4 protein-coding genes and 1 pseudogene are annotated in these 6334 nt (G+C 64.3%); 4 read left to right on the top strand and 1 reads right to left on the bottom strand.

The window, feature by feature from the left end:
• The first annotated feature begins 333 nt into the window (after window positions 1–333).
• From BN2503_RS18390 to BN2503_RS18375, 4 genes are read left to right on the top strand one after another with little or no spacing between them, the layout of a single operon-like run.
• The gene (locus BN2503_RS18390) at window positions 334–2190 is read left to right on the top strand and encodes a putative bifunctional diguanylate cyclase/phosphodiesterase (RefSeq protein WP_074930490.1); all 1857 of its coding nucleotides are present in this window, start codon (window positions 334–336) and stop codon (window positions 2188–2190) included.
• Window positions 2191–2212: 22 nt separating this feature from the next.
• Window positions 2213–3838: a methyl-accepting chemotaxis protein gene (locus tag BN2503_RS18385; RefSeq protein ID WP_054258055.1), complete on the top strand. Its 1626-nt coding sequence runs from the start codon at window positions 2213–2215 to the stop codon at window positions 3836–3838.
• Between the two features lie 19 nt (window positions 3839–3857).
• Window positions 3858–5231: a phosphatase domain-containing putative toxin gene (locus BN2503_RS18380; RefSeq protein ID WP_054258054.1), complete on the top strand. Its 1374-nt coding sequence runs from the start codon at window positions 3858–3860 to the stop codon at window positions 5229–5231.
• A gap of 31 nt (window positions 5232–5262) precedes the next feature.
• Window positions 5263–5667 carry a hypothetical protein gene (locus tag BN2503_RS18375; protein ID WP_054258053.1) on the top strand — a complete coding sequence of 135 codons (405 nt, stop codon included), beginning with the start codon at window positions 5263–5265 and terminating at the stop codon, window positions 5665–5667.
• Window positions 5668–5737: 70 nt separating this feature from the next.
• Here BN2503_RS18375 and BN2503_RS18370 read toward each other — a convergent pair.
• A pseudogene (locus BN2503_RS18370) lies at window positions 5738–6184 on the bottom strand (IS630 family transposase); the annotation flags it as partial.
• Window positions 6185–6334 lie beyond the last annotated feature (150 nt).

Genomic DNA, 6334 nt, shown 5'->3' with positions numbered 1-6334 from the left:
ACCTCGGCCACCGGCATGCCAGCTTCACCTTCCTTGAGGATCGCCACGATCTGGCTCTCCGTGAACTTGCTCTTCCTCATCGGCCTCTTCCTTCCGGGTTGGGCCGCATTCTCTGATTTCAGATGTCTACTTGGTGGGGGAGCTTACGAATACACACACTGATTCATACAATAAACTGTAAGAATGCTTACAATCATCCGTGCAATTGACATTCATCAATACCCGTCAGTGCATTGATTTCTTGACGCATATCAAGTCATCGGTATGATGTAAGAGCCGGTTCAGAATGTCCGTATACACTTGACGAAAATCAACGCATATTGGCAAATACCCTTGCAAGAAATCCCCCATACTTTTCAGCATCGCAAGGATTTTCTTTCCCTCACGCCCGAAGACGAGCGCGCCCTCCGAGACCTGCATGGAGCACTCGGTAAAGAGGCACCCGGCTTCGTCGATGGCTTTTACCGCCACCTGCTGTCGTTCCCCGAGATGCAGACGCTCATTCCGGACGAGACAGCACTGGAGCGGCTCAAGCAGCTCCATATTCGCTATTTCAGCAACCTGACGGTCGGCACCTACAACGAAGACTACGGAGAAGACCGTCGGCACGTGGGGCTGGCGCATGCCCGCATCGGCCTGTCACCGGGCTGGTACCTGGGCGGCTACAGCCACTATCTCACCGAACTTTTACCTCGGCTCGATCGCCTGCCCGGCCTGCGCGATACGGGCTCCACCACCGCCATGCAGGCGCTCATCAAGGTGGTGTTCTTGGACATGGGCATCGCCATCGACAGCTATATTGCGCAGCGCGACGGGCTCATCGCCGACCTGCGCGAGCGCGAGCAGCTCACCCGCGATTTGCTGCGCGCCCAGGAGCGCATGGAAAAGCTGGCGTTCTTTGACGCCCTGACCGGCCTGCCCAACCGCACCCATGGCATGGATCTGGCCCAACGGCTTCTGGACGCTGCGGGCCAGCAGGGCCGGGAGGCCGCCGTGCTGCTCGTTGACCTCGACCGCTTCAAGGAGATCAACGACACGCAAGGCCATGCGGTGGGCGACCGCGTGCTCACGACGGTGGCGCACCACTGCCAGCGTCTCATCGGTGACGATGGCGTGCTGGCCCGCCTGGGGGGTGACGAGTTCATGTTCGTGCGCATGCACAGCCCCACCGAAGATGGCTGCGACGCCCTGGCCCTGGCAGAGAACATTTGCGGCACGCTGGGCCGCCCTATGACAACAGATGATCTGCGCTTCGAAGTGGGCGCGAGCGTCGGCGTGGCCTTGTACCCTCAACACGGTCAGGCCCTGGATGAGCTGCTGCGGCGCGCAGACATCGCCATGTACCGCGCCAAAATGCAAGGCGGTGGCCACCACCTGCTGTACAACGTGGACATGGGCCTCCAGCTGCAGCGACGCATTGCCGTAGCGGCACGGCTGGAGAAAGCCCTGGCCGTTGGCCGCCTGACCCAGCACTACCAGCCCAAGGTGGTTCTTGACACCGGCCAGTTGTGCGGCGTGGAAGCCCTGGCGCGCTGGCACGACGAGGAATGGGGCTGGGTCAGCCCGGCGGAGTTCATCCACGTGGCCGAGGAGCGCGGCCTCATCATCGCGCTGGGCGACTGGAGCCTGGACACCGCAGCCCGCCAATGGCGCGCCTGGCACGACGCCGGTGTGACGCCGCCAACCACGATTGCGGTCAACGTCTCGGCCGCGCAAATGATGAGCGACGGTTTCGCCGAGCGCGCCCTGGCCATTGTGCGAGCTCACAACGTCAGCCCTCTGGCGATCGAGCTGGAAATCACCGAATCCGCCCTGATGCACGAACCTGCCAAGGCCCGCCGCGTGGCTGCGCGCCTGGTGGAGCGGGGGTTCACCCTGTCCATCGACGACTTCGGCACGGGCTATTCGTCGCTGGCACGGCTGCAGAACTTTCCCGTCTCGCGGCTCAAGATCGACATGTCCTTTGTGCAAGGCATGACCACCAACCCGGACAGCCTGGCCATCGTGACCGCAGTCATTGGCCTGGCCCGCGCGCTGCAGTTGCGCACCGTGGCTGAAGGCGTTGAGTCACAAGACCAGATCGACAAGCTGCGCAGCCTGCAGTGCGACATGGCCCAAGGCTACTTCTTTGCCAAGGCCTTGCCCGCTGCCGATCTGGAACGCGACTGGCTCTCCCGGCCCTCCCGCTGACCCCTCACCGAAAGGACACGCCATGCGGATCAATCAGCCCGTCACCACCACCGAGTTCATGTTCGCCGAGCGGGACACCCTGGTGTCCGTCACCGACACCAAGGGCCGGATCACCTACTGCAACCCCGCCTTCGTCTATGTGAGCGGCTTCGTGCACGAAGAGCTGCTGGGCCAACCCCACAACCTGATCCGCCACCCGGACATGCCAGCCGAGGCTTTCCGCGACCTGTGGGACACCATTGTCGCAGGCCTGCCGTGGACGGGGCTGGTGAAAAACCGCCGCAAGAACGGCGACTTCTACTGGGTGCAGGCCAACATCACCCCGCTGCGCGACGGCACGCAGGTGACGGGTTTCCTGTCGGTGCGCACCCTGCCCACGCGCGAGCAGGTGCAGGCGGCCGACGCCCTGTACGCCCAAATGCGCGCCGAAGCGCAGACCGGGCATACCGTGCACACACTGCACCGCGGCACCGTGCAACGCCAAAACTTTGCCGGGCGCCTCGTGCGGCTGCTGCGCCCCTCCACCACGGTGCGCCTGGGGCTGGTGCAGGCGATCCCGGTGGCCCTGGCCGTGCTGCCCGCCAGCCTTGGCGCGCCCTGGTGGGTCACGGGCGGCGTGGCGCTGCTGGCCATCGCGGCATCGGCCCTGGCGGCACGCGCCCTGGCCATTGCACCGCTGAAAGAGCTGGTGCACGACGCCAACCAGCTCGCGTCGGGCGACCTCACGCACGTCGTGCACACCGGTGCCAGCGGCAGCGTGGGCGAGTTGCAGCGCGCGCTGTTTCAGCTCAGCGTGAACCTGCGCACGGTGGTGGGCGACGTGCGCCAAGAAATCGAGCACCTGGAGACGGCGGTGCAGGAGATCGCCAGCGGCAACAACGATCTTTCCGCCCGCACCGAAACGCAGGCCAGCAGCCTGGAGCAGACGGCGGCATCCATGGAGCAGATCAACAGCACGGTGCAAAACAGTGCCGCATCCGCCAGCCGGGGCGCACGCTTTGCGCAAGAAACCTCCGACATCACCCAGCGCAGCAACGACGCCGTGCTGGCCGTGGGCGAGACCATGCAGGGCATTGCCGAATCGTCGCGGCACATCGAAGACATCGTGCAGCTCATCGAAGGCGTGGCCTTTCAGACCAACATCCTCGCGCTCAATGCGGCCGTGGAGGCCGCACGCGCAGGCGAGGCCGGGCGCGGCTTTGCCGTGGTGGCCGCCGAGGTGCGCACCCTGGCCGCACGCACCGCGCAGTCGGCGCGCGACATCAAACGCCTGATTGGCGAGTCCGCCGAGCGGGTGGCCACTGGCGCCACCGTGGCCAGCCAAGCGGGCGACCGCATGGCCGAGGCGCTGCAGGCGGTGCAGCGGGTCAGCGCCGTGCTGGGCGAGATCAGCACCGCCGCCACCGAGCAGCAAATGGGCATCTCCCAGGTGAACGAGGCCGTGGTCCACATGGACTCCATCACCCAGCAGAACGCCGCCATGGTCGAAGAGCTGGCCGCCGCCGCGCAATCGCTGCACGGCCAAGTGCACGGCGTGAGCGACACCATGCGCCTGTTCCGGCTGCAGCGCGGTGACGTATCGCTCTCGCAAATTGACGCCGTAGCACTGCGCCGCGCTGCGCACCCTCAGCAGTTGCTGGACGCCTGAACCCTTGACACCCACCTGAATGCAAGACACCTCACCCGCCTTTTCCTCACCGTGCCTGGTTTCTGATGGTTTTGGCGTTGCCTTTGGGCAGCGCGTCATTCTGGCGGAGCTGGATTTCTCCTTGCCACCCCAGGGAGTCACTGCGCTGCTGGGGCCGGTGGGCTCGGGCAAATCCACGCTGCTGCGCACGCTGGCCGGCCTGAACGACGCGCACCCGCGTTTTCAGCACTGGGGCCAGGTTCTCTACCAAGGCCAGCCCCTGGGGGCCGCGCCCCGCCCGCGGCTGGTGCAACAACATGCGCGGCTCATGATGGCATCCACCCTGGATGCGCTGGCCGAGCATGTGCGCACACGCCTGGGCCTGGCCCCCGGCGAACTGCGGGCCTGGTGCGCTGCGTATGTCGAGCGCATGGGTTTCCCAGAGCTCACCCCATTGCTGGGGCAGCCCACCATGGAGCTCTCGCCCCTGCACCAGCGCGCCGTGGCCATCCTGCGCGAGGCAGCCGCAGCCCCCGCGCTGCTGCTGGTGGACGAGCCCACCGCCGACCTCAGCGACTACGAGGCCTATCTGCTGCTGGAGCTATTGCGCAAGGTGGGCGAAGCAACCGCCGTGCTGCTGGTGCTGCACAACCAAAAGCACGCCCACCAGGCCGCCCAGCACATGCTGCTGCTGGCCGGTGGCCGCGTGCAAGAGGCCCGCGCGATGGAGGACTTCCTGCTGGCCCCGCAGTCCGCCGCAGGCCAGCAGTTTGTGGCCACGGGCAGCTGCGCCCTGCCCGCCCCCGATGCCGACCCCACCATGCTGGCCGACGACGCACCCCTGCCGCCGCCGCTGCCGCCCGCAGCCCTTGCGGCGGTGTCGACCACGGCCCTGAACACCGCAGACGATGCGGCAGATGCCCCGCCCTGCGCCCCGGCCAGCCGTGGCCCCAACGGCTTCGCCTGGCTGGTGCCGGGGCGCTTGGCAGGCACCCCCATGCCGGGGGTGGTCAACGCCATCGGCCACGACCTGGCCTTGCTGCGCCGCTGCGGCATCACCACGCTGATCACCCTGACCGAAAACGATCTGCCCCAGGAGCCACTGGCCCAGCACGGCCTGAAAAACCTGCACCTGCCCATCCGCGACCGTGAGCCGCCCACGGTGGCGCAAATCCAGATGCTGCTCAAGCGCATGGAAATGCTGCTGAACAAGGGCGAAGTGCTGGCCGTGCACTGCCTGGCCGGGATTGGCCGCACCGGCACGGTGCTGGCCGCATGGCTGGTGCGCGAGGGCCTGACCGCCAGCGAGGCACTGCGCCGCGTGCGCCTGATCGACCACCAATATGTGCAAAGCACAGAGCAGGAGTCCTTCCTGCAGGCGTACGAAGACGCCATTTTGCGTAAACTGATTTAACCCCCCAACCCTTTTTGAAAGACAAGAAACCATGTCCCTCGATGCTGCACTCAACAAAGCCGCCTCCCTCGTTCCTGAATGCCTGGCCGCAGGTTATGTGGATACTGAATCCGGAATGCTGCTGGCCATCAAAACGGTGGATTCGCACCCACGTGAAGTCATCGACCTAGTGGCTGCCGCCACAGCCGACCTGTTCAACGGCCCCAACGTGTCGATGATCGAACGCATGTTCAAAAAGTCGCGCGGGGTGGCCGACGACGGGCACCACTACTTCCAGGAAATCATCGTCAACAGCGACAACCTGATCCACGTCTTTCTGCGCGGCAAGATCAACCCCGAGTACGTGGCCGTTTTCGTGTGCCGCCGCACGGCCAACCTGGGCATGGCCCTGACCAAAGCCCGTATCGCCATGCCGGACCTGGAAGCTGCGCTTTGATTTTGCTATCTATTTAATAGCTCCTGGCGCTTATTACATAAGCGCTAGTGTGGTGTCTCAAAAGTAAGCATCAAATAATGGTACTCGCTGCCCGCGCCACAGATGCCAAGATGGTGTCCGCACTTTTATGCCACACGAACGGCTTGGGATCCTCGTTGTGACGATCAATGTATTCCCGTATGGATTGCTCCAGCTGAGCAACGCTGGTGTGGGCGCTGCGCTTGATCCACTGCTCGCTGATCTGGCTAAAGAAACGCTCGACCAGATTGAGCCAGGACGCTGAGGTGGGCGTGAAGTGAACGTGGTAGCGAGGATTGGCTGCTAGCCAGGCCCGCACTGCCTGCGTCTTGTGCGTGCCGTAGTTGTCCATGATCAGGTGGATGTCTTGTTCGCCAGGCACCGCTGCATCGATGGCTTTGAGGAACTGCAGGAATTCCACACTGCGGTGACGGCGCTTGAGCTGTCCTATGACTTTGCCAGTGGCCACATCCAGCGCTGCAAACAGCGACGTTGTGCCAGAGGGTGTGCAGAATTTTGTGTAAACGGACAATCCACCGCCGGCGCGAGCCGGCCTGTCCGTAAGCACAATGAGCACCAAGAAACACGACGTACCCGAAGAACTGCTGTCTGGCCTGCTGGCTAACTACAAGAAGCCTGAAGACCTCAT

Origin of the sequence: Paenacidovorax caeni (assembly GCF_001298675.1) — a bacterium.
Lineage (GTDB): Bacteria > Pseudomonadota > Gammaproteobacteria > Burkholderiales > Burkholderiaceae_C > Paenacidovorax > Paenacidovorax caeni.
This window is presented reverse-complemented; position numbering and strand designations above follow the sequence as displayed.